Raw genomic sequence first — 25,269 nt, 5'->3', positions numbered from 1 at the left:
TTCTTAGGTCATCAATACTGCTTTATATTGATTTAGGTTCTTCAGTGCCATTCCGGTTCCTCGTACAACTGCTCTCAGTGGGTCTTCCGCAATGTGGATTGGCAGCTTGGTCTTCATAGAAAGTCGCTTATCCAATCCTCGAAGCATTGCTCCCCCACCCGTCAGGTAGATTCCATTGTCATAGATGTCCGCAGAAAGTTCTGGTGGAGAAATCTCAAGTGCCTTGAGCACGGCCTCCTCAATTTTAGATACAGACTTGTCGATTGCGAAAGCAATCTCTGAGTAAGAAATTTTTATCACCTTCGGGATACCTGTCATTAAATCCCTTCCTCTTATCTCAAAATCTTCCGGTGCATCTTCATCAAGTTCAGTCAGCGCAGAGCCTACTTCAATTTTTACTTTTTCTGCCGTCCGCTCACCGATCAACAGGTTATGCTGTCGACGCATGTAATCAAGGATATCTTTGTTGAAAGAATCTCCTGCCACGCGAATGGATTGATCACAGACAATTCCGCTTAAAGCAATTACTGCGATCTCGGTCGTTCCCCCTCCAATATCCACAACCATGCTTCCGACAGGCTGATCAATGTCAATTCCGATCCCTACCGCTGCAGCGATTGGCTCGTGAATCATATATACTTCTTTTGCCCCGGCATGTTCCGCAGAGTCACGCACCGCTCTTTTTTCCACCTCTGTAATACCAGACGGTATACAAATGATCATTCGGTGCGAAGCAGGTAAGAAACTCTTCTTGCCTTTATCCATCATTTTGATCATACCCCTGATCATATGCTCTGCTGCATGGAAGTCCGCAATCACCCCATCCTTCAGCGGACGAATGGTCTTTATATTCTCATGCGTTTTTTCATGCATCTGCATGGCCTCTCGGCCGATGGCTAGCACTTTATTGGTGTTTTTATCAATGGCAATAATGGACGGCTCATCTACCACCACTTTATCCTTGCTGATAATCAGTGTATTGGCTGTCCCTAAATCTATAGCTATGTCGCTCTGGAAAAAATCAAAAAGACCCATGAATGCTCACTCGAATTTGAGCACGAATTTAGGTTCGTTTTTGCATAAAAGCTAAAGCATCACCGATTAGTGATAAAAGTTTCATTTTTAAGAAGTTGTGCGCTCCTTTTTAGCCTTTAAAACTCGCATCTTACCACGTAGCTCATTGATCGTCTCTTTTGATAGCTCCATGTATATCCGAAAACTATCATTGGCTACCAGCTTTTCAGCAATCAGCATTTCAAAAGCTTTGTTTTGAGATGCCTGCACCCTTTTCACTTTTTCAATGGCAGAAGAAATTTGATTGATTTTTGGGATGGCATTTTTAATATTCATGAGGTCTTCATAGAACTCATCTATTTTGTCTTTCTTCTTCTGTGCCTGCCATTTGGTTAATGAAACAATGCCACTAAATAGTGCGATTACTATCGAGAGAATGACACCACCCAGCTCTGCATACCTTTCTAAAAAACTAGGCTCATCCCGATCAAGGAACGTTCTTGCACCTTCATGAAGAGGTATATTTAGAATGCCTTGATTGAAGTCCTCTCTTAAACCATCAAATAGCAGCGGATCAATGGAGGTGAACACCTGCCTGTTACGAAGCATAGTCTTGGTGAAATCATTAACGGTCACTTCCAAAAGTCCCGACCTTACCACCATGATTAAATCAACGGCAAGTGTAACTATCGGATCCTCTGTGTATCCCCAATAGGATTTTTGTGGAATAACAAAAGGCGACATTCTTGGGTATTTGAGAGCGATTCCTTCTACGATAGAGGCATTACCAATATTTCCCACCTCATCAAATGAAAAAAGAGTGTACCCTTCATACGTTTTAAGCTTTTCTTTGGTGAAAAGGTTAGTTAATTCTACAACTACTCCTGCTTGGTTCATGGCGAAGGTTACGTTGATCCGGGAGGTATCCAAACCATAAAATTCAATCAGGTCCATCATCATATTGTAGGTGGGCGATTCCTCCCTTCCGATGTAAACCGGCCCACTATACATCAGCGATTCGAACGAACTGCCATCAATTTCATCACGAAAAAAAATATGCAATACTTCAGAGTAAACGGAGAAAGCAGAATTGAGACCCGGTTGATAGTTCACATAATTTTCAACCAGCGCAATGTCTACACTTCCCACAGAAAGGCTGTCCAAATTGGCATTGGTACTTTTCCCCTTTATTAATTGTATGTCAACATTATAAAAAGAGCCTTCCAGGAGCTCCTCCATTCTTGTGGCAATTTCACCATTAGGACCCTCATCATTGTATATAAATGTGAAAGTGGTGAGCGTTGGATTGCACGAAACAATCAAAAGTGCAGCAACTAAGACGGCAGTTATCTTCTTCATAAAAGCATTTTACGGGCTTTTTAAAGATACTACCAAATTTTTTGTGTCATCCTTTTGACACTTCGTACTATAGCTAAATATGCAGCAGTCATTAATTTGCATTATTTTAGGAGTACTTTTGTCGCCTGTAGCAACTGATGGCTCTTTTTTTGAAAGAAAGCAAGTCGGTAGCAGTTAGGATTTCATTGATAGGTCACATAAAATGTTGCCATAGAAGGCTGACGAAAAAATAAACAGGATATGAAGAATATTTCCTTTAAGGATAGGCTCAATTATCGATTTGACAGTTTTGTTTCACAAGGAACAATTTCAATGATCAAAGGACTGGGGGTAATCACTCTCATAATCATTGTGCTCTTTGGCGGATCGCTTTTGCTTTTAGGACTACACCCTGACCATGACAATGACTTTACCATTTTTGAGTCCGTGTGGGTCAACCTTACACACGCTCTTGATCCTGGTGTATTGGGTAATCACGACGAAAACTGGCCGTTCAGGCTATTCATGTTAATTACAACCGTTCTCGGTCTGGTAATTATTTCAACATTAATTGGTCTTGTATCAAATGGTATCCTGACCAAACTCGAAGTGCTGAGAAAGGGGCGTTCGTTTGTGATCGAAAGTGACCATGTACTGATCCTTGGGTGGTCATCAAAAATATTTACCATTATTCCTGAAATCGTGGAAGCCAATGAAAACCAACGAAGAGGTGTTATTGTGATTTTGGCTGATATGGATAAAGTCCTGATGGAGGATGAAATCAAGGACAAGGTGGGGAATACCGGGAACACGCATGTCATTTGTAGAACCGGAAATCCAATTGACGTTCACGATTTAAAAATTGCAAACCCCTTTGACACCAAATCAATTATTATCCTCGACAAGGAAAATGAGAACTCAGATTCTCAGATTATCAAAACAATTGTTGCGATAGTAACCGATCCTAAACGAGAAAAACTGAGAGGCCTGGCTGAGAAACGTCCATACCATATCACTGCTGAGATGGAGGATAAGAAAAACTTTGACGTGGCGAAAATGGTGGGTAAAGGTGAAGTGGAGCTCATCTTGTCTGATGAAATTATCTCAAAAATTATGGTACAGACCAGTAGGCAATCCGGCCTAAGTGTGGTCTACCAGGATTTGATGGATTTTGATGGGGATGAGATTTATTTTGAAAGTGCACCCTCTCTGGCTGGAAAAACATTCCGTGAAGTCCTTTTCTCCTATGAGGACTCTGCCATAATGGGTATACAGTTCACCGATGGAACTGTGTCTATTAATCCGCCTATGGATACCATATTTAAAGAAGGAGATAAGGTGATCGGTATCACAGAAGATGACGATACATTAATACCTAACTCTACCCCAGTAGATCCACATGAAAGTAAGATTGTTTATACTGAACCAGAACCACAGGATGCTGAAAAGCTCCTGATTGTAGGTTGGAACAACCGTGCCAGATACATCATTCAAGAGTTGGACAACTACGTTCCTCACGGATCTGAAGTACATATTGTATCAAAGTTTCCTGACGCTGAAAAAACGGTCAACAAGCTGAAAACCAGTGTTCAAAATATCAATATTGACTTTGAAGTGCTTGACACGACCGGACGTGAAACACTAGAGTCAATGAGCCTTGAGCAATATGATTATATCATTTTGCTATGCTACCAGAACTATTTTCCAATTCAGGAAGCAGATGCACAGACCCTCATTACGCTCCTGCACCTTAGAAATTTCACCGAAATCAAAGGGAGCAAGTATAAGATCGTGAGTGAAATGCTGGATATTAGAAACCGACAGCTCGCAGATATTACAAGTGCTGATGATTTTATAGTGAGTGATAAGTTGATCAGTTTGCTAATGAGCCAGGTGTCAGAAAATAAAGATTTAATGCGCGTTTTTGAAGATTTGTTTGATGCAGATGGATCAGAAATTTACATCAAGCCAGCGAAGGAATACGTGCAAACAGGTATTAGCATGAACTTTTATACAGTACTGGAATCTGCGGCTAGGAAGAATGAAGTGGCTATTGGCTATAGAAATATAGCGAAAGCAAGGCTTGCGGATGAACAATATGGAGTAGTGCTCAACCCTAAGAAGTCAGAAGAATTTGTCCTCGAAGAAGACGATATGGTTATCGTGTTATCTGAGGATTAGAAGTTCTTCAATGCTTCTCTGATTTCTTTCATTGCTTTTCTTCTATAAAGCCTCGTATTGTGACTTGTCGGCTTAATGTTTTTGATGTAATGCAATACATCGCTTTTTTGATGCCCATTAAGATTTTGTACAGAAGAAATGATTTCGCTATCAAGCTTAAAATAATTCATAGTACGTGTGGTTTATATCTAAACTAATTTACGTCCCTCTTGTTAGTCAGGTTTTAGGTTAATATTGTATTTCGATTAAATACAGATTACCCAAATATCAATTCATAGCAATATTCCGTGTTTATACGGAAGGTGAATAGATAAAAAACACCTAAATTCAATTCATTAAAACAACTAACCAATGTCTAATCACTCGAAAGAAATTTCTCAGTTCGTAGAAAAGATTGCAAAGAAAAACCCCAACGAACCAGAGTTTTTACAGGCTGTAGAGGAAGTGGCTGAAACCATTATCCCATTCATTGATGATAAACCGAAATACAAAGACTCTAACCTGCTGGAGACAATGTGTGAGCCGGAACGTGTTTTTATGTTTAGAGTTCCGTGGATGGATGATAAAGGCCAAATGCAAGTCAATAGGGGATATCGTGTACAAATGAACTCCGCAATAGGTCCGTATAAGGGGGGTCTTCGCTTTCACCCATCTGTAAACCTCAGTATTCTCAAGTTTTTGGCATTCGAGCAGGTGTTTAAAAACAGCCTGACCACATTACCAATGGGTGGTGGTAAAGGAGGATCTGATTTTAATCCCAAAGGAAAGAGCGATAACGAAGTAATGCGATTTTGTCAAAGCCTAATGACAGAATTAAGCAAATACATTGGTCAGTTTACTGATGTGCCAGCAGGAGATATTGGTGTTGGGGGGCGAGAGATTGGCTACCTGTTTGGTCAATACAAGCGCGTGCAAGGTGAATTCACCGGAGTACTAACAGGTAAAGGCTTGCCATATGGTGGCTCTTTGATCCGGCCTGAAGCTACCGGATATGGGTGTGTCTACTTTAGTAAAGAAGTATTGAACCATAGAAATGATGGATTAGATGGTAAGTCCGCTATTGTTTCAGGATCAGGAAATGTGGCCCAGTTTACCGTTGAAAAGCTCCTGCAAAATGGTGCTAAGGTGCTTTCCATGTCTGATTCTGGTGGAACGATCTATGACAAAGAAGGAATCACCTTTGAAAAACTTGAGTTTATCAAAGAGCTAAAAAATGTGAAACGGGGTAGGATAAAAGAATACGCAGACAAATTCAAGGCGGATTTTAGTGAAGGAAAAACTCCTTGGGATATCAAGTGTGATATCGCATATCCTTGTGCCACTCAAAATGAACTTCAGATTGAGGACGCCAAGACTTTACAGAAAAACGGATGCATCGGTGTTTTTGAGGGCGCTAACATGCCATGTACAGCAGATGCCATAGAGGTGTTCAAAGAACACAAAATGATGTTCAGCCCGGGAAAAGCGTCCAATGCAGGTGGTGTAGCAACTTCAGGCCTTGAGATGTCACAAAACTCCCTGAGACTTTCATGGACAAGAGAGGAAGTCGACGAAAAACTGCAGGGAATCATGAAAGATATTCATCGGAATTGTGTCCAACACGGAAAGGTTACCAAAGATTACGTGGATTATGTGAAAGGTGCAAATATCGCTGGCTTTGTAAAAGTCGCAGACGCCATGCTGGCGCAAGGCTGTGTTTAAACACCCCTATGATCCCGAAGCGTCAGACCGCTTCCAGGGGATCCTTTTCTTAAAAGAACAAAACTTTGAGCTCGCTCATTGTGGTGGGCTAATGTTCTCAAGGGTTCGATTTCTTCGAACCCTTTTTTCATTTCTTTGTAAAGGTCACTTGTAAGTGCAAACCGAATTTTTGTGTCTGGAAATTCAAACTTTCCTCCACCAATGGGATTAGCTAAAGTATTATCCATGGCAGAATCCATGCTGAGATAAATGATTCCTCCGTTATTTAAAAGTGAAACCAGCTTCTGCCACTTCTTAAAGAAATCATCAATAGAGTCTGAAAAGTGAAGCACACGGCTGCAAATAATCACATCAAACTTTTCCGCTGTATTTGCAGAGAGAATGTCAACATGCTGGAAAGCAGCACTATGATTATCAAGAGTCTGAACCAGATATTCCAGCAGCTTCAATTTTGAGGCATCTGAATCCCACCCACGATATTCATATCCATTTCTTATGAAGAAAATCCCATTTCTGCCCTCCCCACAACCCACATCAAGAATTCGAGCATCTTCTGAAACCTTTCCCTTCAGGATTAAATCCATTAGGAAAAGATCCATGTCTCCAAAATAATTATTGATATCAGCTACTTCCACTCAAGCAATTTAATGCCTGTAGATGTCAATATCCTTTTGAAAGCCTCCGGACAACTCACTGAATGGCATAATCACTACCAGAAGATCATCTTCGTATTCCGCATGAATGTTTTCCAGTTCAACATCTGCTGAGATCTTGATCAGGCCCAACATATTTGGTAGCGTGTATGCATTTACATGCACATTTTGGTAAATCATCAGATCACTTCCATTCACTTCTACCTTTATATCATCAGGAATTATGGTTGGTACACTCACCTCCAATCGGTAGTGATCCTTTTCCGTTGTTGTTTTAAATGTAGGAAAGACGGTTCCTCCGTTTATCGTGTTTACGATGTTAGCAGTTTCCGCTAATCGTTTGCTTGCGTTCTTATCAACTCTCATATCTGCTCCATTCATATCCTTGGAAGGCAAACGCCATTCCAAAAATCAATTTGCCTTAAAACGTGTCAGCCTGACCGATAAGTTTCTTTCTATACGCCATTTTGACTGATTCACATAATTCTACAATTCATCCAACGAAAGAAACATTCCATCATTTTATCTGTCCTTGGGATATTCAGATCACATAATTTCAAACTCAAAATTCAAAGACGATGAAAAGGACAATACAAATTTTACTGATGGCAGCATCTTTTACCACCTGGGCTCAAAGCGAGCGCCCCAAAACACTTATTGGAAATGACCCTGAAGATATCTCCGGATTTGGAGCTGTCCTCTTTTCTTTTACCCCTATTGATGGCAATCTCTCAACGCTTACCGGTGGGGGCGGAGCGGTGCTCTTTGATAATACATTTTTTATAGGGGGATATGGATTGGGCCTCACGGGGAATCATGAATTCAATCGCGATGGTGAAGATTATACTACCAGCTTCGGTCACGGCGGTTTTTGGTTGGGATACAACATCAAGCCAAAAGACCTCTTGCACATGGGTGTAGAAACAAAACTAGGCTGGGGCAGCATGAGCACCAAATCAGTAGCCACAAATGAAAATGTAGATGAAGATGAAGTTTTTGTTTTTAATCCTCAGTTTTTTGGAGAAGCCAATATTGCCTATTGGTTTAAAGTCAATGCCTCGGTAGGTTATCAAAAAACAATAGGTGTGGACAATACATTCTTCGATACCACTGACTTTGATGGGCCCACATTTGGAATATCTTTACTTTTCGGCTGGTTCAATTAACCGAAAAATCCACTAAATTTCCTTTTAAGCATTTTCTGAGGCTGGACTATCAGCATCGGTGTTAACTTACCTTAAAAACCAACTTACCATGGCAGCACCTAATCGTAAAAAAGCAATCATTGGAGTTCTTTTGATCCTTGTCGGCACAGTATTCTTATTGGATAATCTGGGTTATGACATGGACATCCCATACTACCTTTTTTCATGGCCAGCAGTTTTTGTTGTTATAGGCCTGATAAATTTCCTATCTGGTAACACACGAGCTGGGTTGATTTTCTTTGGAATCGCTACGGTGTTTTACTTGCACTATTATGATGTGGTGAATCTGCGTGATATCTGGCCGGTTATTCTGATCATCATCGGTCTTTCCTTTTTGCTTAGGAGAAGCTCATTTCCAAAGAACATTGAGAGCTCAGAAGAGCAATTTGACGAGGTGGCGATTTTCGGAGGCACTGAGAAAAAATTTGTATCAGAAAACCTAAAAGGAGGTAAAATCACGTGTGTTTTTGGTGGGTCTGAAATTGATTTCAGAGGATCCAAAGCTCAGGATGGAGCAGTCATTGAAATCTTTTGCATGTTTGGCGGAGTTGAATTAATGATTCCGGAAGACTGGAAACTGAACATGGATGCCACAGCAATCTTTGGTGGGTTTAGTGACGCAAGAAAAAACATTAGTGATAATCCTTCAGCCACCGTACATATCAAAGGATTCACCATGTTTGGTGGTGGTGAGATTAAGAGTTAAATAACGATCAACTTCAACAAAAAGTAAATACCCAATCCAAGAAGAAGGAAGCCAGGCACTTTGTGAACTAAGAATGGATTATCAGCAATCCTGGTGAATCTTTTTCCCGACGCATTCACTGTGAGCAACAGACAGAAAGTTCCCAGCGAAAGACCCAATAGGTAAATCCAAAAGCCAGGCCCTTCAACATTGATCCAATGATCATTCTCTAAGTAGGTGGTGATGGCTAACCAAAAAGGGATGGTCATGGGGTTTAAAAAGCCGAGGATAATTCCTCGTAAAAACCCATGACGACCTGTGATTCTGGTATCTACCTTTACAGAGGAAGAAGTGGATTTTGAAAAGATGTTCCAGAGCCCAAGACCAATCAGCGCAATGGAAGTAATGATCCGAAAGTAATCAGCAACCGTTTCATTGTTATTCAAAAAAATATGAAACTGTACCGTAATCCCGGCATATAAAAACTCAACCGAAGATGCAGCAAATGCAAAAAACACGGCCGCTCTGCGCTTACCTAATATGGCTAGCTGCATTACGGAAACGTTGATGGTTCCAGGAGGAATGGAACCAATATAACTTACCACGAAAGCAACAATGAGTGTTTGAATGATCATGAATTTGTCAGCAGGCGATTGTATCTTCGGTGCGAGTTCCACATCTTGAAGCCCTGCCAAAAGCTCCAGTACGAATGCCCTTTTTTTCGATTTTGGGCGCTAATATCAGACAAAACAGCCAAATGCCAAAAGATGTCGCGGTAAGCTTTCCAAAGTGGATAACCTGGCTGATAGATATGACCCGGTTCAGCTCCAGCTCCATTTAGCTCCAGTATTTTGAAATTCCTGAGCTGCTTCAAATCATCATAGGATTGACACTTCAAATCAAACCTCCCAAAATAAAAATCAGGTATTTGGCTAGCGAGCTCATTAAACGCCTCGTTTAATTCCTTACCAATTTTCTCAGTGTCATTCAAAAACTTGGTGCCTCGGCAATGATTGCCGATTGGCTCTATAAGCACTTGTTCTCCCTCGCCAGGAATTTGATGACCCTTTATCCTGAGAAAACCGCTATTTAAATTGGCTGTGAGCTGTGCCCTGTCAATCTCTTTCACCAGTTCCAAAATAGTCTGTTTGCCATCTCCTTCTACCTTTAGAAATTCTTTCCTCACTATCGAGGTGATTTTGCCATCATGTCCAGGCATTTTTACATAAAACACCCCCAGCTCAATAGGATAGCTGATCATTTCTTGAAGAAGAAAATCCACAGGACATGATTCGACATACTCTTGCAGCTCATGTTGATCATTGATTTTTTCAACCCAAGTACCCCGCTCCCCAATATCAGGCTTTGCAATAAGGGGAAACCCTATTTGCTCTGCAGTGAAGGCAGCTCTTTCAACATCCCTCCGTCTAATCAAATTCGTCTGAGGCAGATACTCTGTCGGAATGAGTTTGAAAATATCTGATTTACGCTCGCCGAACATTCCTCCAAACTCAATGCTGGGATTAGACACAGTGAAAAAGAAAAAAGATCGATGCTTAATCACAAGCCATGCATAATAGAAAAAGACCGGAAAGTAAAGCAGCGAAAAAGGCCAATACTCCCAATGAGTCAGCTTAATGAATAGCCTGCGGATCAATGGTTAGTTTGATTTAACGCTGGCCCGATACCTAATCGTAGAACTTGCCACTCCAAAATGTTCTGGCAGAGAAATATATTGTAGTGACTGGTTGACGGCAACTTTTAACAATGCCATATGATGAATGGCATGTTCAATGTTATACGCCAGCTCTCGGTTAAAACTGCTTTTCATAGAATGGTTCTGCCCTTCTAGATCACTATAGTTGGCATTAAACGTAATCTCAAAATCCACTGTGTTTTCCTCCAGAAAAGTAAGGATTGATCCGATTACACTTTTAGCCAACTGTCGGTCTGTTTCAATGAGCTCATCGTGTTTCCTTTGATCATAGTTTACATAGCCGTCATTTTTTGCATCAAAAAGGCAAATGAAAAACTCCAGTGTATGTCTGACATGTTGACCAAAAGTAGAGCCGCTGAGTTCATCCAGTGGCTTGGAAAAATCCTGATCACGGCAGGAATCTATGACATGATTTAATTGGTGAAGTAGGTCCTTAGCTGATGATTGAAGCATAAAATCAAGTTATCCAAAACTAAACTTACGGATTTTATTTCTTTCTGATTTTAAAAAAAAGGAAAAAGTAATTCTAGCGACTTTCCTGCTCTATTCTATCAATTGCACTCCAAATCAAATCCATCTCAAATCCCTTTTGCGCAAGGAAAGCCACTGTTTTTTGCTTTCGCTTCATGGCCTCCTCCTCATTCAGCTTATCCCATTTCGATTTTGCAAGATCAAAAAGACGGTTTTCATATTCCTGCGGATCAATCCGGTCGAGAGCCTTGGTAACTACCTGATCGGAAAGTCTATGACTGTAGATATGGGCTCGAATCTTCTGCTTCCCCCACGAATTAAACTGAAATTTGTCATTACAGAAGGCATTGGCAAAACGCTGCTCATCTACAAAATCATCGTTAGATAATTCAACAACTATTGATGCTGCCTCCTCCTCTGATAACCCCCAACTTTGAATTTTCTCGAAAAGCTCGTTTGGTGATCGCTCACGGAATGCGCAAAACCTACCGGCTCGCTGCTTCGCTTCCTTGATGCCCAGCTTCCGAGCCATGATTCGACTATTTCTCTGAGATGTAACCCTTGCGCTTCAGTACCGTCTCAATGAAACGAATCTCATTGTCATTGTTGAAGACCTTGAAGGGAAGGTGAATCAGCTGTGCTTTGCTGGCGAAAAAGGTGAACCCGTCCTTTCCTTTTTTTGCACGTTTGATCTGATCCCACTTCATCGGCATCCCCTGCTTAGCGTTCATTTTTATAAGAATCTGCTGAGAAGAGATTTCATATGAGAGCTTTTGAAACATAAATTTTCCTTGCTCCAGCTGAGTGATCCCAGCAAACTGGATCAACCAAAAAAGCATATAAAGTGCCAATGCGATCGATGCTCCGGTGATCCACCAGTGATTGGGAATCCATAAATAGCCAGCACAAATAGCCAGGTAAACCAGAAACACCCACCATTGTTGCTTGAGGGCTGCCTTAAAGGCAATTCCGATATATTTTTTTGTTGGTAGCTGGTATTTTTTTGTCCTTACTATCATGGCTCAATCGCTCTTTTCTTCTTCCTTAAATGATTATACCGCGAATATAGAGTTTAAATAGCTTTGAGACTCATATCAAGGCTTTTGTATGAGTGGGTAAGCGCTCCTACAGATATGAAATCCACTCCAGTCTCGGCTATCTCAGCAATCGTCTTTTCTGTGATCCCTCCGGATGCCTCTGTCTCAAACCTTCCTCCAATCATTTTTATGGCCTGTCTGATATCTGATGGAAGCATGTTGTCAAGCATCACACGATGTACCTTGCCTACAGCCAGCACCTCCTCCAGCTCTCTTAAGCTACGCACCTCAACCTCAATGTTCAGCTGCAAATCATTTTTTTCGAGATAGGTCACGGTTTGCTCAATTGCATTTTTTACACCCCCTGCGAAATCAATGTGATTGTCTTTCAGCATCACCATATCATAAAGGCCAAACCGATGATTTACTCCTCCACCGATAACTACCGCCCATTTTTCAGGTAATCGGAAAAGTGGTGTGGTTTTTCTGGTATCGAGAAGCTTTGCTTTGGATCCTTTGATCAACTGATTCATATGATGGGTATAGGTAGCAATACCACTCATTCGTTGCAGGCAGTTAAGCACGAGTCTCTCTGCTGAAAGGATGGATTGAGAGCTGCCTTCCACAGAAAATGCTACCTCACCATGCTCGATTGAGTCTCCATCTTTTTTATGAAAATCGAGAATCAGTCCCTCGTCCACATGATTGAAGATATTTTTCGCCAATTCAAGTCCGGCAATGATTCCATCGTCCTTTATCAGACAATGAGCCTTGCTTTTAGCTTCATTAGGTATTGAACCTAAGGATGAATGATCTCCATCACCAATATCCTCTGCAAGGGCAGCTTTTATAAATGCATTTATCCTTTTTGAAGTCAAATAAGGTAAGCTCATATCAAGGCGGTTTTTAGTAAAGAAACAGGCGGAAGGCGAAATTGGTTACTCTTGACTGAAATTCAAAGTATCAATCAGGTATTTGTCGCCTATCTTCTTTATAAACATAACAACACGATACGCTCCGTTTTCGTGCGTATACCTTCCAATAGTGTAATTGAGGCCCTCTGAGGCCCCCTGGTGAATGTAAGTAAATCCTTTGGCCGGATTTTCATTAAAAAACTTACGCAAGATCACTTCAGCCTGAGGCCTACTATAATTGGAGCTTTCCCCGTTGATCTTTATCTCTACCGTTTCATTGCAAAACTTGATCAGCTCTTTTGAACTACCTGCTTTAATTGCTGTGCCAATATTTTTCATTGTTTCATCCTGTATAGGAGAAAGCAAAAGGACACATATCAGAGTCAGCATTTTCATTGATCTATCAAATGTTTGTACACAATGTAGTAAAAACCATGCCCAATTTATTCATTACATAAACGACATTCAAAAATTGACCCCTCTATATTTGCCCAATGAACAAGAAAGTCATTCTTCTGATTTTAGATGGTTGGGGTATCGCCAAGGATAAATCTGTCTCGGCAATAGAAGCTGCGAACACCCCATTTATGGACCGAATGTTTACCGAATATCCTCACAATACACTTGAGGCTTCAGGTTTATCTGTCGGCCTTCCCGAAGGACAAATGGGGAATTCTGAGGTGGGTCATATGAATATTGGTGCCGGGCGCGTGGTATATCAGGATCTGGTAAAAATTGGCAATGCAGTAAAAGATGGTTCCATTGCCAATAATGAAGCATTACAATCAGCGCTGAATTATGCCAGGAAAAATGAAAAACCAATCCATCTAATAGGACTCGTATCTGATGGTGGGGTTCACTCACATATCGACCACCTGAAAGGACTTCTTTCTACGTTTCAAAAAGAAGATTTTGACAATGTGTATGTGCATGCTTTCACTGATGGCAGAGATACAGACCCTAAAGGAGGGGTAGATTATGTGCGAGACCTTCAGCACCACATGGCTGAAACTACCGGCACCCTTGCTACAATCACCGGCCGATATTATGCGATGGATCGAGACAATCGTTGGGAGCGCGTGAAGCTGGCCTATGATGCAATGGTTCATGGTGAAGGGAAAAAAGTCCAGGATCCTCTGAGAGCCATGGAGGAATCATACATGGAAGATGTGACGGATGAGTTTCTCAAGCCTATCATCTGTGCCGATGCAAAAATCCAGGAGGGAGACGTAGTGCTCTGCTTCAATTTTAGAACGGATAGGGGCAGGCAGATTACTCAGGCACTGACTCAACAGGATTTTCCGGATTACGACATGAAGAAGTTGAGCCTTCATTATGTAACTATGACCAATTATGATGCTTCATTTAAAGACGTGCATGTCATGTATGGAAAAGAAAATCTGACCATGACTATGGGAGAGGTCTTGGAAAAGCATGGAAAGAAGCAGATTAGAATAGCGGAAACAGAAAAATATCCTCATGTGACGTTCTTCTTTTCAGGAGGAAGAGAGGAACCATTCGACGGAGAAAAGCGAATCCTTTGTCCGTCACCAAAGGTTGCCACCTACGACCTGCAGCCAGAGATGAGTGCTATTGATATAAGAGATAAGATCATCCCTGAACTTCAAGGGAAAACAGCTGATTTTATCTGCCTGAACTTTGCCAATCCGGATATGGTGGGACACACAGGTGTTTTTGAGGCTGCTGTTAAAGCCTGTGAAACAGTAGATAGTTGCACTGAGGCAGTTGTAAATACGGCTCTTGAAAATGACTATGTTTCTATCATCATCGCCGATCATGGTAATTCAGATATGATGATCAACCCAGACGGCACACCAAATACAGCGCATACCACGAACCTTGTGCCATTCATTGTAGTTGACAAGGAGTTTAAAAGTAATCTGAAAAGAGGAAAGCTGGGAGATTTGGCTCCTACCATGCTTAAATTCATGGGTGTTGATATTCCTAAAGAGATGACTGGAGACATTTTGATTTGAAAATGAATCGATTAACAAATTTGAAAATTGGAATGATCCTCCTGGTTGCTTTGGCTGGCTGTCAAAAACTGAAACCAGAGTCTGTCAGCATTCCGGAGTACCCGGACTTTGAGGTGCTGATGCAAGAACAAGTGGCCGCTCTGGGTAATACGAAGATCAAGAAAACTGTATGGCTGGAAGGCCAAAGTGAAGTGAAGGTTCAGGACATGGACTCCTCCAGGTGGGCAGAGGAACTTTCTTTTATGAAAGAAATCAATCCCAATCAGCCTGAGTATGTGGGTGCTTTTGAAAAATCCAGAGAAGGTGATCTTCAGGTCTTAACTCTTGGTGAGAATGAAAGTGGCCCATTGAAAAAGGTGAGGTACACGAAGAAAGGGGATGGTTTTGAACGAATTCACGCCACCTTCCATGAAGACAAAGATGTATACGTGCACCACCGGGACATTAAATTGAGCTTTGAAAAAGGTAAGCTCAGCTCCCTAAATATCGATGGGTATCAGAAAATGATGTTTAAGGATACGGTGAGGTTTAGGATAGAAGTTAAGTAAAGACTTAATAGCGGTATTAAGAATACATACCCACCCTTTTATCTTCTTTTAATGTCTCCAGTAATGCTATCCAAGCTTTTCAAGTTTGGCATTGCCAAGCCAATTGAATCTATAGGGAGAGCTTTCTTAAAGAAATATCTAGCTGAATCATATCTATCATTAAGTGCATACGCAATTCCAAGTTGGTTCAGTGTGAAGACATGAAAAGAGTCATAAAGAAGCGCCTTCCTAAAGTCTTTAATAGCTTCTTCATAAAAACCTTCTTTGCTTTTAATTTCACCCAAACCGAAATACACATTAGCTCTAATAGAGTCTGAAGTTTTCATTTGTAGCAATAACTTAAACAGAACTTCAGCAGAGTCAGCATTTTGATAATATAATTGCTGTCTTTGAGCATCAAGCAGCATCACAATATGTGATTTTTTTGAATATTTCTCTTTCTTATCAGAAAAATCACAGGCTGAAGAGAGAATTAAAAGAAAGACAATCCATTTCATACTCTCACCCCAAGCATTTTTATTGCTGTCGCAGCGGCTTCATCACCTTTATTCCCATGTTTTCCACCCGCTCTATCAAGCGCCTGCTTCATGGTGTCTGGTGTAAGCACCCCAAAGATCACCGGCTTATTGTATTTTAAAGACACATTGGTGATTCCATTGGCTACAGCATCACAGATAAAATCAAAATGACGGGTTTCTCCCTGTATCACACAGCCCAAACAGATCACCGCGTCAATGTTCTTTCGTTCAGCCATCCACTGACATCCCAAGCTTAGTTCAAAAGTTCCCGGCACATTCATGCGCTCAATGTTATCTCTGTTTGCTCCCGCTCCAATCAGGGTCTGGTAGGCACCTGAGTAAAGTGATTCAGTGACCTGCTCATTCCATTCGGCTACTACAATCCCAAACTTGAATTTGCTGACGTCTATCGATGAATTGATTTTAACGTCACTGAGGTTTTTATCTGCTGATGACATAACATTTATTTAAGTTATCCTCCCCCAATCCCCTCCAGAGGGGAGATATATCCCATTGAGGGCGATCCGACGTTTCGGATTATAGGGGTGACTAAATATCTACAAATAAAAAATGTCATCCCATATGAGATGACATCTTCTACAAATTTATTTTTTACTTATTGTGCCAGTGCTTCCAGTCGTGCCTTCTGCTTCTTCGCGTCGTGGATCTGTGCTGAGTTTGGATAGTCAGACATAATTACACCATACGTACCAGCTGCTTCTGTCAGACTACCGTTTTGCTCTTGAGCAATGGCCAGTTTTTTCAAATAGATAGGAGTGAATGACTCATTCTCTCTATAATCAACGGCCTGCTCATAGTATGAAATCGCATTTGAAAAATCATCCATTTCCATGTACGCATCTCCAATCAATGAGTACGCTCTGCCCTGAAGCAGGTAATCATCGCTGCTAAATTCCTTTAATTGACGAATGGCTCCATCAAAATCACCTTGCTTAAGGAAGGAAGCGCCCGCATAGAATCTTGAAAGATTAGCTGCTTTGGTTCCAGGAAACTCCTCGATGATTTCAAGGAATCCGTAGCTGTTTCCATCACCATTCAATGCAAGTCCAAGACTATCTGCATCAAAGTAGAACTGCGCCTGGAAAAGCTCTTCCTGAGCAGTCTGATTTTGGTTAGTGATATAGTAGTTGTATCCGGCAAATCCTACTACCAGTAGCGCAATCACCCCGCCGATACCAAAGACCATTGCCTTGTTTCTTTTACTGCTAAAAAATTCATTGGCTTTCTCAACTATTGCATTTGGATCTTCTAAAATCTCAATGCCGTCATCTTGCTTTTTTCCTTTTGCCATCTTTCTGATTGTTGGGCATTCATTTAAGAGTAGAATGCCATATTCTCAATTAATTACATGCCTTTCGGCATTTTGCGGTCGCAAAGATATATTTTTTGTTCAGATGTGTAAGACTCTCAGTTAATTATGTATTTACAAATGGATAGTCATCTTCTACATAATTATCCGTATAAGCTTCAGAGGCCTCCGGCCATGGAGATTCTTCTGCAAAATCTACAGCTTTCTGAACCTCCTCCTTGATCTCCTTGTCGATCTCTTTCAAGTCATCTTCTGAAGCCCACTTATTCTTGACAATCGTCTGCTTTACCTGCTCAACTGGATCCTGATTTTTGTATTCTTCCAATTCTTCTTTGGTTCGGTATTTCGCAGGATCGGACATGGAGTGTCCTTTGTATCGGTAGGTCCTAAATTCAAGGAAAGTAGGTCCATCTCCTTTTCTTGCCCTTTTGGCCGCCTTTGCCACAGCATTGTGAACATCCTCTACTTTCATCGCATCTACTGGCTCTGATGGCATGTCGTAAGCTTCTGCCAACGTATAAAGGTCTGTTACATTGGAGGTTCTCCCAACAGAAGTTCCCATCGCATAGCCATTATTTTCTACTACAAAGATCACTGGCATTTTCATCGTCATGGCCATATTGAATGCCTCATGCAAGGCCCCCTGACGAACCGCTCCATCACCCATATAGCAGATGCAAAGACTTTTGGTCCCTTTGTATTGCTCAGCAAAACCGATTCCTGCTCCTAACGGTATCTGTGCACCAACAATGCCATGTCCACCCATAAAGTTTACTTCTTTGTCAAACATGTGCATCGATCCGCCTTTTCCTTTGGAAACGCCCGTTGCTTTTCCATAAAGCTCTGCCATTACTCTTCCAGGATCTGTGCCCAATGCCAACGGATGACCATGATCCCGATAAGCGGTAATCCACTTGTCATCTTTCTCAAGAGCTGAAACAGCTCCAGCCGCACACGCCTCCTGACCAATATATAAGTGGCAAAATCCGCGAATTTTCTGCTGACCATAAAGCTGACCTGCTTTCTCCTCAAACCTCCTCATGAGCTGCATCGAGCGAAACCACTCCATGTATTGCTCTTTTGAAAATTCTTCTGATTTTTTTGTTGTCTTTTTAGCCGCCATAGGCTCTATTGTTTGATTTACTTTGTAAACGGAAAGCGAAATTAGCTCAAAACATGGTGAGTTGAAAAGATTTGCCCTAAGATGCTGACAGATTCCGATATTCGAAAATGACACGATTTGGTCTCCTCCATGGAGGAGGTAGAGGTGGGTTAACGTGAAAACTGTCATTTTTAAATATTAATTATTCCTAAGAAAACCCACCGCTGCGGCGGACCGTCCCAACCCCTCCCAGGAGGGGATTTGATATAACAAATGATCCTTAAAGAATTAAAGCTTACGTCATTTAAAAACCATCCCGAATCAAGTTTCGGTTTCGGAGAAAGGATCAATTGTGTGCTTGGAAAAAACGGAGTGGGTAAAACGAATTTGCTTGACGCTATCTATTACCTGTCTTTTACAAAAAGTGCTGTCGGCTCTCAAGATCGATTAACAATCACGCATGACCGGCGAGCATTCACGGTGCATGGAACATACGAAGAAGTGACGATTGCCCTGCAGTTTGAAAAAGGAAAAGTCAAAACGCTAAAAATAGATGGGCAGGAACCAGACCGATTAAGTGATGTGATCGGTAAGGTTCCCCTGGTGATTGTATTGCCTGATGACACATCGATGATAAAAGAAGGAAGCGAAGAGCGGCGAAAGTTCTTTGATGGAGCTTTGTCCCAGTTTGATAGTGAGTATTTAAAATCATTACTTAAGTACAATAAGATCCTAAAGCAACGAAACAGTCTATTGAAGATTGAAGAAGGAAGGGGACTGAATAAAAAACTGCTGGAAACCTATGATGATCAGCTTATTCCTTTGGCAATTGACATCTCAAGAAAGCGGCAGGAAATGAAAGAAGTGTTTTTGCCTTTTCTCCAGAAAAATTATGCAGATCTGCATGAGGGTGGTGAAGTCCCCGGTTTGAATTATAAATCTCACGTGGATGAAGGATTTGCGAAGCGATTTAAAGCCAATAGCCAGAAAGACCAGATCATGCAGCGAACCTTACTAGGCAGCCACAAGGATGACTTTGAATTTTTCCTTGATGGAGAATTGATCAAGAAGTTTGGTTCTCAAGGACAGCAGAAGACTTTTATCATCGCATTGAAATTAGCGCTCTATGATTTTCTTAAAGATCAAACCGGTAAGAAACCACTTCTATTATTAGATGATATTTTTGACAAGCTGGACGATTCCAGAATACAACTGTTAGTCTCTTTGCTTCTGGATAGCAATCGATTTCAACAGATCTTTATCACTGATGCACGAAAGGATCGAAGTAAAGAGTTGTTCAAAGAAGAGAAAGAGGTGAATTTTATAGAACTTGCAAAGTGATGAAAGAAGACCCCATCAAAAGTTTTCGTAACGCGTTTCAAGGCTTTCTCAAAGAGGAAAATCTGGAACACACCTACAAACAAAAGCAGGTGATCGCCGATTGGGAGCGGATCATGGGAAAGACCATCGCCTCACGTACCACCAAAATGTTTTTCAATCAAAAAACGCTTTTTGTAAAGCTCTCCTCAGCCCCGCTCAAAAATGAAATGCAAAACTCTAAAGCGCAGATCATAGAGTTGATTGAAAAAGAAATCGGTCAAGGAGAGGTTGATGATGTGAGGTTTTTGTAAAGAATTATATTAGAAAAAATTTTCATGAGATTCTTTTTACATATAGCTCTATTAGCCCTTTGCTCACTGTTATTTTCTCAAGAGTATCATAAGAAATTTCAAGGAGATGATTTCATTGTTCTTACTGATTCCACAAGGATTACCGGTGACATCAGATATATAAAGGGTAGCCAAAATGTTGCTATAAGACCATTCGATGAAAGTCAATTCACAATGTATGAGTCTTCAAATGTTGTTTATTTTAGAAAGCTTTCAACCTTTTATTACAGTAAAAAAATAGATAATAACTATTATTTTGCTGAGCCTTTAGTTTTTGGAAAATTCACTCTATATCAAGTAGGCGAATACTACATTCTTGAAACACCTGACAAGTCCATTATTATTGATGAAAAAAATTATAAAGAAATATTTTCTTCAATATACGGAGACCGGTGTGGATGGTCATACAACGAACAGGTTATAAAGTATAAAAGAGCTTTGCTTAGTTCAATTGTAAGAGGATATAACAAAAGCAATTGCTTTAAAGTACAAGTAAGTCCTATTGGAGTTTCTATCACTCCAGGCTCATTTACCACAACTCTTAAGAGAAATTCAAGTTCTGCATTTACTGATGATGTTCCGTTGAATTTAACACAAACTTCATTTGGGATTTTTAAAGAATTCGCATTGCATAAAAGGGCAAGCGTTACAGCTGTGGCTGAATACTATTCGATTTCCTACGATGATTACAGGCAAGCCTCAATGGAATTGTCGCTAGAAGAGTCGTTCATAGTTGTTGGAATAGTGCCCAGATTTTATAGAGGAAACTTATTTTTAGATGCAGGCATCTTAAGTCGAATGCTGCACTCTAGCGAATCAACGATTACCGTTGGAACAAGGGATTCTATTCTTAACAATACAGGCAGGTTATTAGGATACACACTCGGATTGGGGTATCGCATTCATTGGCAACCCTCAGCTCCGGTCTTTGATATTATAATTCAAACTAAAAGGTTAGGAAATAAAGATATCAACTACCAACACACTGGGGTTTCTCTACGTATTGGAATCAATTAAACGGAACCCTCCACATCAAATAATAATCAAACGCCGTGGAGTTCTGTCTACGGGTTTTTCCAAAGCCGGGAATGTCATAGGTTTTTAGCTCACCCTCCCCATTAATTTTTCTCATAAACTGCCAGCGCATCGTGAAACCCATGTATAGATTAGAAACCACTTTTCCTCTGAGCCCAAAAGCCACCTCCACCCATCTTGCCGTTAGGTTTTCATTCTCTAGAAAATAATCCTGCTCGCCAAATCCCTGATCTGCTGTAAAAGCAATCTGATCATCAAAGCTGGCCCTCGCATATCGCAAACCAAGTGTCAATGCATTCCCACTTTCTTTATCTTTAGTAAAATTGCGATCGATTCCTACGCGGTAATAGCTACCCTTGTTTTCATAATCAAATGAATCTCCCCGCTGGTGCTCTTCTACTCCAAAGTTTCCAACAATAACAAACCGATGAATAGCAACTGCTGCCTCCACTTCGTGGGTCAGGTCAGAACCTAAGGCTGTGCGTGCTGATCGAATCACATTTATCCCAAGCTTTAACTCATATGGACGGAAATCAACAGGCTGCTTTTCATTTTGCTTGGGAGCCTGATTTTGAGCACTCGCCCACAGTCCAATCACCAATGCTGATATGCTAAAAATATACTTCCACATTGGTATTTAATTGTCTGTTAGTAACTACTCCAGGAATAGAGAGGGAGTCAAAGGTATATCTCACTGTGTCCAAGCCTAAGTAGGTATAGGATGGATCACATTTTGGATCGAAGATCGAAACTTCCACTTTTTCATAACTGATCTCCAGTTCAAAATGAGAAGTATCGGAATCAAAATAAAACGTTGTGGTCGGATCTTCGGGATTCAATGGTAGCCCAACACCTGTAGAGTCTGTAAATGGTGTAAATGAATAGGGAGAATTCTCAGCAGTAATTGTAAACCCAATCTTTTTTGAACTCTGTGTTTCGTAATCAAAAAAGTTCAAAACCATAAAATCCCGATTGTCATCCGTGCCACAGTTTTCAATGTCCTGGCAGGAGATAATCACTAGTCCCAATAATATGAATGCGAGTTTTTTCACAGGCTGGCAAAATTAAGTCTTAGTATTCAATGTCCGTTTAGCTAAGGGTTTTTAATCTGACCTCCCACTACCTCCCTCCGAAGGGAGACAAATGGACTTACTAAACGACAAAGCACTTCATATTCCATTAGCTTTGCACTCGCAAAACGAGAATGAACCAAAATAAGATCACAGGGTTCTATTAAAGTCATGAAAACGAAGGGGTTAAAGAAAACAAAAGTCAACATCGTTACACTCGGGTGCTCCAAAAACCTGGTGGATTCTGAAGTGATGTTGACGCAGCTGAGGGGAAACAACATTGATGCCACACATGAGTCTACTAAAGATGATGCAAACGTAGTGGTGGTAAATACCTGCGGATTCATTGACAATGCAAAGCAGGAGTCGATTGATACCATTCTACGCTATGTTGATGCGAAGCAAGAGGGGCTGGTTGAAAAAGTATATGTTTCAGGTTGTCTTTCTCAACGATACAAAGATGAACTGAAAGCAGAAATCCCCGATGTAGATGCCTGGTTTGGAACGGGCGATCTACCAGCGCTTCTGAAGAAATTTAAAGCCGATTACAAAAAGGAGTTGCTTGGCGAGCGAATCCTAACCACCAGCAATCATTTCGCCTATCTGAAAATCGCAGAAGGATGTGACCGACCTTGTAGTTTTTGTGCAATTCCACTCATGCGTGGCAAGCATGTCTCCAAGCCAATGGAGCAGGTAATTGCCGAGGCAGAATCATTGGTAAGACAGGGAACCAAAGAAATTTTACTTATTGCTCAAGACTCTACTTATTACGGGTTGGATCTCTACAAGAAAAGAAATTTAGCAGAGCTAATGGATCGTTTGGCAGATGTGGAAGGGCTGGAATGGATCCGCTTGCACTATGCCTTCCCCACCGGTTTTCCGGAAGATGTACTGGATGTGATGGCAAAGCGATCCAACATCTGTAACTACCTGGACATTCCGCTACAACATGCCTCCACCAATATGTTGAAGATGATGCGACGTGGAACCACCCGAGAAAAAACTGAAGCATTATTAGATAAGATGCGAAGCAAGGTTCCTGATATTGCCATCCGCACAACCTTGATTGCTGGTCACCCCGGAGAAACCCAGGAAGATTTTGAAGAGATGTTGGACTTTGTAGAGAAGAATCGCTTTGAACGGTTGGGAATTTTTACTTACTCACATGAAGAAAACACCCACTCATACAATTTTGATGACGATGTGCCGGAAGAAACTAAACAAGAGCGCGCAAATGCCGTAATGGATTTGCAGGAAGAAATTTCTATGAGCATCAATGAGGAGAAAGTCGGTAAGGAATTTAAAGTGTTGATTGACCGGATGGAGAGCGGCTCCTTTATAGGAAGGACAGAGTACGATTCACCTGAGGTGGACAATGAAGTAATCATACCTGCCGACCACTCATACTTGCGAATAGGAGATTTTGCCCAGGTAAAAATTACCGACGCTACAGCCTTTGATCTATATGGCGAACCAATTAAGCAATAACCCACTTTACTAGAGCGTGCGCACTGAAACCATCCCTTTAGACGAAACCGACTGTTTTTCACCTTTTTTCATTGACTATATCAATAAAAAGAAAGCGCTTGCCCCTTTCTATAATGATTTTCCCACGGTTGAGAACTTTGAAAAAACTATCAAGAATCGTCAGTTTAAGGATGAGAATAGAAAGGTTTTAGTTGATGTGCTGAAAGAGCAGTATCGGGATCTTAAAGTCAACAGCGGCGTTTCTCAAAATATTGAAGCATTAGCTGATCCCAAGACCTTCACCATTACTACCGGACATCAGCTCAATATTTTTACTGGCCCACTTTATTTTATCTACAAGATTGTGACGGTTATCAATGCTTGCAAAACATTGAAGCAAGCACACCCTGACTATAATTTTGTCCCAGTTTATTGGATGGCCAGTGAAGACCATGATTATGAAGAAATAAACCATTTCTTTTTCGAAGGAGAAAAATACGAGTGGCAAACCGATCAAAAAGGAGCCGTTGGTCATTTCGATCCATCTGGCTTAAAAAATATTGCAGAAAAACTTCCTAAAGGAGCTGAGTTCTTTGCTAAGGCCTACTCTCATGAAACACTGGCAGATGCCGGACGAGCGTATGTCAATCACCTTTTTGGGGATCAAGGGCTTGTAGTTGTTGATGCGGATAATGTTAAACTGAAAAAAGCATTTACACCCATCATAGAGGATGACCTTTTTGAGCATAGTCCGCAAAAATTTGTGTCAAAGACTTCATTGGCACTTGAAGATACAGGATACAAAACGCAAGTAACAGCGCGTCAAATCAATTTCTTTTATTTAGAAAAAGGCGTTCGGGAACGGATAGAAAAAACAGGAGCCGGATTTCAGGTAGTGGATACCGATATCTCGTTTAGTGAAGAGGAAATGCAAAAGATGATCAATGACCATCCAGAGCGGTTTAGTCCAAATGTTATTCTTCGTCCGCTTTATCAGGAAACCATTCTTCCCAACCTGGCATATGTCGGTGGTCCATCGGAGGCTGTTTATTGGCTGCAGCTAAAAGATATGTTTGACCATTTCAAAACAGCCTTTCCATTGTTGATGCCAAGAAACTTCGCACTGGTAGTACCAAAAACAGCTGCTACCAAATGGGAAAAAACAGGCCTTTCTCAGTCTGATTTTTTTCTTAGCAGCGAAACGGCCTTTGAAAAATGGGTAAAGGCAAATTGTGCCCATGAGATTTCTTATGAAGAGGAACTTAAAAAGTTGAAAAAAATAGAGGGTTCACTCAAGGATAAAGCCGGAGAAGTAGACCCCACACTAACTCAACACATTGAAGCACTTCATGCATCATTTTCCAAACGGATTGAAAAAGCAGAGAAGAAATTAGTTCGAGCAGAAAAGCGTTTCCACGAAGATCGTAGAAGACAAATTGAATCTGTGAAAGAAGTGCTTTTCCCAGGAGGAAGTCTCCAGGAGCGAAAAGACAATTTCCTCAACTTTTATCTCAAAGACCCGGCGTTTGTACAAAAGCTCTTGAATACTTTCGATGCATTTGACTATCGGATGTATTTAATGTATTTGTAGAAGATACGGTGATTGCTTTTTATCT

The 25,269-nt window shown here is 41.0% G+C and carries 29 protein-coding genes; 11 read left to right on the top strand and 18 right to left on the bottom strand.

Annotated features, from left to right (window positions below; genetic code table 11):
- Nucleotides 1–3: 3 nt before the first annotated feature.
- Nucleotides 4–1,035: a rod shape-determining protein gene (locus ACP14Y_RS09550; RefSeq protein ID WP_349566049.1), complete on the bottom strand. Its 1,032-nt coding sequence runs from the start codon at nucleotides 1,033–1,035 to the stop codon at nucleotides 4–6.
- Between the two features lie 87 nt (nucleotides 1,036–1,122).
- Nucleotides 1,123–2,373, bottom strand: a complete 1,251-nt coding sequence (locus ACP14Y_RS09545) for a TAXI family TRAP transporter solute-binding subunit (protein WP_424962732.1) — start codon at nucleotides 2,371–2,373, stop codon at nucleotides 1,123–1,125.
- 240 nt (nucleotides 2,374–2,613) lie between these two features.
- On the opposite strand from ACP14Y_RS09545, the gene ACP14Y_RS09540 reads away from it, so the two are divergent.
- On the top strand, nucleotides 2,614–4,533 hold the full coding sequence (locus ACP14Y_RS09540; protein WP_424962731.1) for a CASTOR/POLLUX-related putative ion channel: 1,920 nt from the start codon (nucleotides 2,614–2,616) through the stop codon (nucleotides 4,531–4,533).
- Here the strand turns inward: ACP14Y_RS09540 and ACP14Y_RS09535 are convergent.
- Nucleotides 4,530–4,703, bottom strand: a complete 174-nt coding sequence (locus ACP14Y_RS09535; protein WP_424962730.1) for a hypothetical protein — start codon at nucleotides 4,701–4,703, stop codon at nucleotides 4,530–4,532. The genes ACP14Y_RS09540 and ACP14Y_RS09535 overlap by 4 nt on opposite strands.
- A 181-nt stretch (nucleotides 4,704–4,884) precedes the next feature.
- Here ACP14Y_RS09535 and gdhA point away from each other — a divergent pair, with 181 nt between their 5' ends.
- A complete protein-coding gene (gene gdhA / locus ACP14Y_RS09530) occupies nucleotides 4,885–6,234 on the top strand; it encodes an NADP-specific glutamate dehydrogenase (RefSeq protein WP_424962729.1) in 1,350 nt (449 codons plus the stop codon).
- On the opposite strand, the gene ACP14Y_RS09525 is transcribed toward gdhA, so the two are convergent.
- Together ACP14Y_RS09525 and ACP14Y_RS09520 are read right to left on the bottom strand one after the other, a co-directional pair.
- The gene (locus ACP14Y_RS09525) at nucleotides 6,231–6,869 is read right to left on the bottom strand and encodes a class I SAM-dependent methyltransferase (protein ID WP_424962728.1); all 639 of its coding nucleotides are present in this window, start codon (nucleotides 6,867–6,869) and stop codon (nucleotides 6,231–6,233) included. The genes gdhA and ACP14Y_RS09525 overlap by 4 nt on opposite strands.
- Before the next feature lie 9 nt (nucleotides 6,870–6,878).
- The gene (locus tag ACP14Y_RS09520) at nucleotides 6,879–7,295 is read right to left on the bottom strand and encodes an Hsp20/alpha crystallin family protein (RefSeq protein WP_424962727.1); all 417 of its coding nucleotides are present in this window, start codon (nucleotides 7,293–7,295) and stop codon (nucleotides 6,879–6,881) included.
- Between the two features lie 170 nt (nucleotides 7,296–7,465).
- Here ACP14Y_RS09520 and ACP14Y_RS09515 point away from each other — a divergent pair, with 170 nt between their 5' ends.
- A complete protein-coding gene (locus tag ACP14Y_RS09515; RefSeq protein WP_424962726.1) occupies nucleotides 7,466–8,053 on the top strand; it encodes a hypothetical protein in 588 nt (195 codons plus the stop codon).
- An 88-nt stretch (nucleotides 8,054–8,141) separates the two neighbouring features.
- Nucleotides 8,142–8,798: a LiaF transmembrane domain-containing protein gene (locus ACP14Y_RS09510; protein WP_424962725.1), complete on the top strand. Its 657-nt coding sequence runs from the start codon at nucleotides 8,142–8,144 to the stop codon at nucleotides 8,796–8,798.
- Here ACP14Y_RS09510 and ACP14Y_RS09505 read toward each other — a convergent pair.
- From ACP14Y_RS09505 to ACP14Y_RS09475, 7 genes are all read right to left on the bottom strand, one after another.
- Nucleotides 8,795–9,412: a LysE family translocator gene (locus ACP14Y_RS09505; RefSeq protein WP_424962724.1), complete on the bottom strand. Its 618-nt coding sequence runs from the start codon at nucleotides 9,410–9,412 to the stop codon at nucleotides 8,795–8,797. The two genes, ACP14Y_RS09510 and ACP14Y_RS09505, sit on opposite strands and share 4 nt — an antisense overlap.
- Complete coding sequence (locus ACP14Y_RS09500; protein WP_424962723.1) at nucleotides 9,409–10,434, bottom strand: hypothetical protein; 1,026 nt, start codon at nucleotides 10,432–10,434, stop codon at nucleotides 9,409–9,411. Before ACP14Y_RS09500 ends, ACP14Y_RS09505 begins: the two co-directional genes overlap by 4 nt.
- 3 nt (nucleotides 10,435–10,437) lie before the next feature.
- The gene (locus tag ACP14Y_RS09495; protein WP_424962722.1) at nucleotides 10,438–10,947 is read right to left on the bottom strand and encodes a hypothetical protein; all 510 of its coding nucleotides are present in this window, start codon (nucleotides 10,945–10,947) and stop codon (nucleotides 10,438–10,440) included.
- A 73-nt stretch (nucleotides 10,948–11,020) separates the two neighbouring features.
- Nucleotides 11,021–11,497 carry a regulatory protein RecX gene (locus ACP14Y_RS09490; protein ID WP_424962721.1) on the bottom strand — a complete coding sequence of 159 codons (477 nt, stop codon included), beginning with the start codon at nucleotides 11,495–11,497 and terminating at the stop codon, nucleotides 11,021–11,023.
- A 7-nt stretch (nucleotides 11,498–11,504) separates the two neighbouring features.
- Nucleotides 11,505–11,984 (bottom strand): YcxB family protein, encoded by a 480-nt coding sequence (locus ACP14Y_RS09485; RefSeq protein WP_424962720.1) that lies wholly within the window; start codon nucleotides 11,982–11,984, stop codon nucleotides 11,505–11,507.
- Between the two features lie 53 nt (nucleotides 11,985–12,037).
- The gene (gene nadC / locus ACP14Y_RS09480; RefSeq protein WP_424962719.1) at nucleotides 12,038–12,895 is read right to left on the bottom strand and encodes a carboxylating nicotinate-nucleotide diphosphorylase; all 858 of its coding nucleotides are present in this window, start codon (nucleotides 12,893–12,895) and stop codon (nucleotides 12,038–12,040) included.
- Between the two features lie 45 nt (nucleotides 12,896–12,940).
- Complete coding sequence (locus ACP14Y_RS09475; RefSeq protein WP_424962718.1) at nucleotides 12,941–13,255, bottom strand: DUF4783 domain-containing protein; 315 nt, start codon at nucleotides 13,253–13,255, stop codon at nucleotides 12,941–12,943.
- Between the two features lie 155 nt (nucleotides 13,256–13,410).
- Between ACP14Y_RS09475 and gpmI the strand changes: the two genes are divergently transcribed.
- Together gpmI and ACP14Y_RS09465 are read left to right on the top strand one after the other, a co-directional pair.
- Nucleotides 13,411–14,913 (top strand): 2,3-bisphosphoglycerate-independent phosphoglycerate mutase, encoded by a 1,503-nt coding sequence (gene gpmI, locus ACP14Y_RS09470; RefSeq protein WP_424962717.1) that lies wholly within the window; start codon nucleotides 13,411–13,413, stop codon nucleotides 14,911–14,913.
- Nucleotides 14,914–14,915: 2 nt separating this feature from the next.
- Nucleotides 14,916–15,461 carry a hypothetical protein gene (locus ACP14Y_RS09465; protein WP_424962716.1) on the top strand — a complete coding sequence of 182 codons (546 nt, stop codon included), beginning with the start codon at nucleotides 14,916–14,918 and terminating at the stop codon, nucleotides 15,459–15,461.
- A 38-nt stretch (nucleotides 15,462–15,499) separates the two neighbouring features.
- On the opposite strand, the gene ACP14Y_RS09460 is transcribed toward ACP14Y_RS09465, so the two are convergent.
- From ACP14Y_RS09460 to pdhA, 4 genes are all read right to left on the bottom strand, one after another.
- Entirely contained in the window at nucleotides 15,500–15,958 is a 459-nt protein-coding gene (locus ACP14Y_RS09460; protein ID WP_424962715.1) for a tetratricopeptide repeat protein, read from the bottom strand.
- Entirely contained in the window at nucleotides 15,955–16,437 is a 483-nt protein-coding gene (gene ribH, locus ACP14Y_RS09455) for a 6,7-dimethyl-8-ribityllumazine synthase (RefSeq protein ID WP_424962714.1), read from the bottom strand. Before ribH ends, ACP14Y_RS09460 begins: the two co-directional genes overlap by 4 nt.
- A gap of 158 nt (nucleotides 16,438–16,595) precedes the next feature.
- Nucleotides 16,596–17,291, bottom strand: coding sequence for a tetratricopeptide repeat protein (locus tag ACP14Y_RS09450; RefSeq protein WP_424962713.1), 696 nt, complete (start codon nucleotides 17,289–17,291; stop codon nucleotides 16,596–16,598).
- Nucleotides 17,292–17,415: 124 nt separating this feature from the next.
- Nucleotides 17,416–18,432 carry a pyruvate dehydrogenase (acetyl-transferring) E1 component subunit alpha gene (gene pdhA / locus ACP14Y_RS09445; protein WP_424964432.1) on the bottom strand — a complete coding sequence of 339 codons (1,017 nt, stop codon included), beginning with the start codon at nucleotides 18,430–18,432 and terminating at the stop codon, nucleotides 17,416–17,418.
- A 252-nt stretch (nucleotides 18,433–18,684) separates the two neighbouring features.
- Between pdhA and recF the strand changes: the two genes are divergently transcribed.
- The 3 genes from recF to ACP14Y_RS09430 are packed head-to-tail and all read left to right on the top strand — an operon-like array spanning nucleotide 18,685 to nucleotide 21,098.
- Nucleotides 18,685–19,752, top strand: coding sequence for a DNA replication/repair protein RecF (recF, locus tag ACP14Y_RS09440; RefSeq protein ID WP_424962712.1), 1,068 nt, complete (start codon nucleotides 18,685–18,687; stop codon nucleotides 19,750–19,752).
- On the top strand, nucleotides 19,752–20,042 hold the full coding sequence (locus ACP14Y_RS09435) for a DUF721 domain-containing protein (RefSeq protein WP_424962711.1): 291 nt from the start codon (nucleotides 19,752–19,754) through the stop codon (nucleotides 20,040–20,042). The genes recF and ACP14Y_RS09435 overlap by 1 nt, the downstream gene beginning before the upstream one ends.
- Nucleotides 20,043–20,066: 24 nt before the next feature.
- Nucleotides 20,067–21,098 (top strand): hypothetical protein, encoded by a 1,032-nt coding sequence (locus ACP14Y_RS09430; RefSeq protein ID WP_424962710.1) that lies wholly within the window; start codon nucleotides 20,067–20,069, stop codon nucleotides 21,096–21,098.
- Here ACP14Y_RS09430 and ACP14Y_RS09425 read toward each other — a convergent pair.
- Nucleotides 21,091–21,747, bottom strand: a complete 657-nt coding sequence (locus tag ACP14Y_RS09425; RefSeq protein WP_424962709.1) for a DUF6048 family protein — start codon at nucleotides 21,745–21,747, stop codon at nucleotides 21,091–21,093. The genes ACP14Y_RS09430 and ACP14Y_RS09425 overlap by 8 nt on opposite strands.
- Nucleotides 21,728–22,168, bottom strand: a complete 441-nt coding sequence (locus ACP14Y_RS09420; RefSeq protein ID WP_424962708.1) for a hypothetical protein — start codon at nucleotides 22,166–22,168, stop codon at nucleotides 21,728–21,730. The genes ACP14Y_RS09425 and ACP14Y_RS09420 overlap by 20 nt, the downstream gene beginning before the upstream one ends.
- Before the next feature lie 189 nt (nucleotides 22,169–22,357).
- Here ACP14Y_RS09420 and rimO point away from each other — a divergent pair, with 189 nt between their 5' ends.
- Together rimO and bshC are read left to right on the top strand one after the other, a co-directional pair.
- On the top strand, nucleotides 22,358–23,674 hold the full coding sequence (gene rimO / locus ACP14Y_RS09415; protein WP_424962707.1) for a 30S ribosomal protein S12 methylthiotransferase RimO: 1,317 nt from the start codon (nucleotides 22,358–22,360) through the stop codon (nucleotides 23,672–23,674).
- A 16-nt stretch (nucleotides 23,675–23,690) separates the two neighbouring features.
- Nucleotides 23,691–25,244: a bacillithiol biosynthesis cysteine-adding enzyme BshC gene (bshC, locus tag ACP14Y_RS09410; protein WP_424962706.1), complete on the top strand. Its 1,554-nt coding sequence runs from the start codon at nucleotides 23,691–23,693 to the stop codon at nucleotides 25,242–25,244.
- Nucleotides 25,245–25,269: the final 25 nt, after the last annotated feature.

The organism is Ekhidna sp., assembly GCF_965247405.1.
Lineage (GTDB): Bacteria > Bacteroidota > Bacteroidia > Cytophagales > Cyclobacteriaceae > Ekhidna.
The sequence above is the reverse complement of the archived record's forward strand: the minus strand, read 5'-3'. Positions and strand labels throughout refer to the sequence as shown.

Excerpts from the sequence above, each read along its gene's own strand:
- ribH (WP_424962714.1), bottom strand. The coding sequence starts at position 16,437 with ATGTCATCAGCAGATAAAAACCTCAGTGACGTTAAAATCAATTCATCG.
- ACP14Y_RS09435 (WP_424962711.1), top strand. The coding sequence starts at position 19,752 with ATGAAAGAAGACCCCATCAAAAGTTTTCGTAACGCGTTTCAAGGCTTT.
- ACP14Y_RS09475 (WP_424962718.1), bottom strand. The coding sequence starts at position 13,255 with ATGAAAAATATTGGCACAGCAATTAAAGCAGGTAGTTCAAAAGAGCTG.
- ACP14Y_RS09535 (WP_424962730.1), bottom strand. The coding sequence starts at position 4,703 with ATGAATTATTTTAAGCTTGATAGCGAAATCATTTCTTCTGTACAAAAT.
- ACP14Y_RS09495 (WP_424962722.1), bottom strand. The coding sequence starts at position 10,947 with ATGCTTCAATCATCAGCTAAGGACCTACTTCACCAATTAAATCATGTC.
- recF (WP_424962712.1), top strand. The coding sequence starts at position 18,685 with ATGATCCTTAAAGAATTAAAGCTTACGTCATTTAAAAACCATCCCGAA.
- ACP14Y_RS09510 (WP_424962725.1), top strand. The coding sequence starts at position 8,142 with ATGGCAGCACCTAATCGTAAAAAAGCAATCATTGGAGTTCTTTTGATC.
- gpmI (WP_424962717.1), top strand. The coding sequence starts at position 13,411 with ATGAACAAGAAAGTCATTCTTCTGATTTTAGATGGTTGGGGTATCGCC.
- ACP14Y_RS09430 (WP_424962710.1), top strand. The coding sequence starts at position 20,067 with ATGAGATTCTTTTTACATATAGCTCTATTAGCCCTTTGCTCACTGTTA.
- ACP14Y_RS09505 (WP_424962724.1), bottom strand. The coding sequence starts at position 9,412 with ATGATCATTCAAACACTCATTGTTGCTTTCGTGGTAAGTTATATTGGT.
- ACP14Y_RS09540 (WP_424962731.1), top strand. The coding sequence starts at position 2,614 with ATGAAGAATATTTCCTTTAAGGATAGGCTCAATTATCGATTTGACAGT.
- ACP14Y_RS09425 (WP_424962709.1), bottom strand. The coding sequence starts at position 21,747 with ATGTGGAAGTATATTTTTAGCATATCAGCATTGGTGATTGGACTGTGG.
- rimO (WP_424962707.1), top strand. The coding sequence starts at position 22,358 with ATGAAAACGAAGGGGTTAAAGAAAACAAAAGTCAACATCGTTACACTC.
- pdhA (WP_424964432.1), bottom strand. The coding sequence starts at position 18,432 with ATGGCGGCTAAAAAGACAACAAAAAAATCAGAAGAATTTTCAAAAGAG.
- ACP14Y_RS09450 (WP_424962713.1), bottom strand. The coding sequence starts at position 17,291 with ATGGCAAAAGGAAAAAAGCAAGATGACGGCATTGAGATTTTAGAAGAT.
- ACP14Y_RS09550 (WP_349566049.1), bottom strand. The coding sequence starts at position 1,035 with ATGGGTCTTTTTGATTTTTTCCAGAGCGACATAGCTATAGATTTAGGG.
- ACP14Y_RS09465 (WP_424962716.1), top strand. The coding sequence starts at position 14,916 with ATGAATCGATTAACAAATTTGAAAATTGGAATGATCCTCCTGGTTGCT.
- ACP14Y_RS09490 (WP_424962721.1), bottom strand. The coding sequence starts at position 11,497 with ATGGCTCGGAAGCTGGGCATCAAGGAAGCGAAGCAGCGAGCCGGTAGG.
- ACP14Y_RS09460 (WP_424962715.1), bottom strand. The coding sequence starts at position 15,958 with ATGAAATGGATTGTCTTTCTTTTAATTCTCTCTTCAGCCTGTGATTTT.
- nadC (WP_424962719.1), bottom strand. The coding sequence starts at position 12,895 with ATGAGCTTACCTTATTTGACTTCAAAAAGGATAAATGCATTTATAAAA.
- ACP14Y_RS09515 (WP_424962726.1), top strand. The coding sequence starts at position 7,466 with ATGAAAAGGACAATACAAATTTTACTGATGGCAGCATCTTTTACCACC.
- ACP14Y_RS09545 (WP_424962732.1), bottom strand. The coding sequence starts at position 2,373 with ATGAAGAAGATAACTGCCGTCTTAGTTGCTGCACTTTTGATTGTTTCG.
- ACP14Y_RS09485 (WP_424962720.1), bottom strand. The coding sequence starts at position 11,984 with ATGATAGTAAGGACAAAAAAATACCAGCTACCAACAAAAAAATATATC.
- gdhA (WP_424962729.1), top strand. The coding sequence starts at position 4,885 with ATGTCTAATCACTCGAAAGAAATTTCTCAGTTCGTAGAAAAGATTGCA.